At 61.2% G+C, this 2,048-nt stretch carries 3 protein-coding genes; all 3 read right to left on the bottom strand.

The features are described 5' to 3' along the window. Positions 1-72: 72 nt before the first annotated feature. Positions 73-468: a DUF2802 domain-containing protein gene (locus F8N49_RS27435; RefSeq protein ID WP_016771049.1), complete on the bottom strand. Its 396-nt coding sequence runs from the start codon at positions 466-468 to the stop codon at positions 73-75. Between the two features lies 1 nt (position 469). Beyond that, entirely contained in the window at positions 470-955 is a 486-nt protein-coding gene (locus tag F8N49_RS27430; protein WP_016771050.1) for a chemotaxis protein CheW, read from the bottom strand. 90 nt (positions 956-1,045) lie between these two features. Beyond that, on the bottom strand, positions 1,046-1,999 hold the full coding sequence (locus F8N49_RS27425; protein WP_151553284.1) for a CheW domain-containing protein: 954 nt from the start codon (positions 1,997-1,999) through the stop codon (positions 1,046-1,048). Between the last annotated feature and the right edge of the window lie 49 nt (positions 2,000-2,048).

Here is a 2,048-nt window from a genome sequence, read left to right as displayed (position 1 = left end):
GTGAATCCCGATGCAGGAGCTGCCGAAGGCTGCGATCTTTTGGTCTAGCTTGCCGCTGGAAGCTTGAAGCTCCTAGCTGCCCTTGTGCAACTTGCGCATCAACTCCGCCTCAGCCTGGGTCAAGCCGCACGACTGAGTCAGTTCATCGACGCTGGCGCCCATGCCCACCAGTTTCGCCGCCTGGGCGAATGACAGGCTCGACGGGTCGCGTTGTTCCAGGGCAACGATCTTGTCCGGCAACGGGCTTACCACCGCGCGCAACTCGTGCAGGGCTTCGCCCATGCGCACGTTGCCGTTCTGGTAGTCGTCGACGCGTTTGGCCAGTTCCTTGATGCGCTGATCACGCAGCGCATCGCCCTGGGCCTGCTGCGCAGCGATCACTCGCTGCGCCTTGATGTACGAGACGAACATCGCCAGCGTGCCGGCCCAGAACAGGAACAGAACAATTACCGCAACCTCGAGAATCAAATCAGATGCTCTCCAGTTCCGACCATTCTTCTTCGCTCATCATCTTGTCCAGCTCGACCAGAATCAGCAGTTCGTTGTTCTTGTTGCACACGCCCTGGATGAACTTGGCCGACTCTTCGTTACCGACGTTCGGTGCGGTTTCGATTTCCGACTGACGCAGGTAAACCACTTCGGCGACGCTGTCGACCATGATGCCGACGACTTGCTTGTCGGCTTCGATGATGACGATACGGGTGTTGTCGCTGATCTCGCCGCTGTGCAGGCCGAAGCGCTGACGGGTGTCGATCACGGTGACCACGTTACCGCGCAGGTTGATGATGCCCAGCACGTAGCTCGGTGCACCCGGCACCGGCGCGATCTCGGTGTAGCGCAGCACTTCCTGCACGCGCATCACGTTGATGCCGTAGGTTTCGTTATCCAGTTTGAAGGTCACCCATTGCAGGATCGGATCTTCAGAACCTTTTGCATTCGACGCCTGACTACTCATACCCTGACCCCTCGAAAAAACCGCCCCGGGCGGTGTGTGTTCTGTGTGGTGGCACTGGAAAATGCCATCGCCTGATTGTTATGTCGGCTGCTATGTCGGTTTATGTAGCGGCTTGTTGCCACTCAAGTGCTTTGCCCCGCCGCTGGCGATCAACTCGGCCAGCGCGGATACGTCAAGCAATGCACACATGTGCTCGATCACGGTGCCGGCGAGCCATGGCCGCTGACCCCGGTGACTTCTCCATTTGATTTCATTCGGGTCCAGGCGCAACGAGCGGCTGACCTGATGCACCGCCAGCCCCCACTCGTAACCTTGAACCGAAATCACGTATTGCAGGCCCTGACGGAAGTCATCGCGGTAGCGATCCGGCATGACCCAGCGCGCGGTGTCCAAGACTTTCAGATTACCGGCCTGGCTCGGCAGGATTCCAAGGAACCACTCCGGCTGACCAAACAGCGGCGTCAGCTCGTGGCCGGCCAGCGAATAGATCGAGCCAAGGCACACCAGCGGCACCGCCAGGGTCAGCCCGGCAACATCGAACAGCAAGCATTCGAAGGCTTCGGCAGCCCAGGCCGGACGGCCATCGGGCTCGACCGGTGGCGGCGGGTTGTTCGGCGGCAGGTGCACTTCCACCAGCGGCGGGACCAGCACCTGCGGCTCAGCAATCTGCGGCGCGGGTTCTGGCTCCGGTTCGGGCTCCGGCACGGTCAATAATTGTGTTTGCAGCAGCGGCGCAAGTGTCGACAGTGGCGCGCGCGGTTCGTCGATCAGCGCCACCGGTGCTTTGGCCACGGGGGCAGCGGCAGGCGCGGTAATCGGAGCGACGGATTTCTGCGCGTCGCGGGCCTGTTCTTCCAGCACCGCGGCCTGGAACTCGTCCATGGCCTCGGTGCTTTCCACCACTTCAGGCTGCGCCTGTTCGACGACTGGCGGCAGCGCTTCGACCGGCGCAGGCAAGTCCTCGGGCAAGTCGAGCAGCAGGTCTTCCAGATAGGACTGCAAGGCCTGTTGCGGACGTGAAGTCAGCTTCACCGGCCGGTTCATGCGCGACTCCCTGTAGGAGCTGCCGAAGGCTGCGATCTTTTGATCTTTT

Source organism: Pseudomonas sp. GXM4 (assembly GCF_008923895.1).
In the GTDB taxonomy this organism is placed as follows: Bacteria; Pseudomonadota; Gammaproteobacteria; order Pseudomonadales; family Pseudomonadaceae; genus Aquipseudomonas; species Aquipseudomonas atacamensis.
This window is presented reverse-complemented; position numbering and strand designations above follow the sequence as displayed.

Coding starts and splice junctions, on each gene's coding strand:
- F8N49_RS27430 (WP_016771050.1), bottom strand. CDS start 955: ATGAGTAGTCAGGCGTCGAATGCAAAAGGTTCTGAAGATCCGATCCTG.
- F8N49_RS27425 (WP_151553284.1), bottom strand. CDS start 1,999: ATGAACCGGCCGGTGAAGCTGACTTCACGTCCGCAACAGGCCTTGCAG.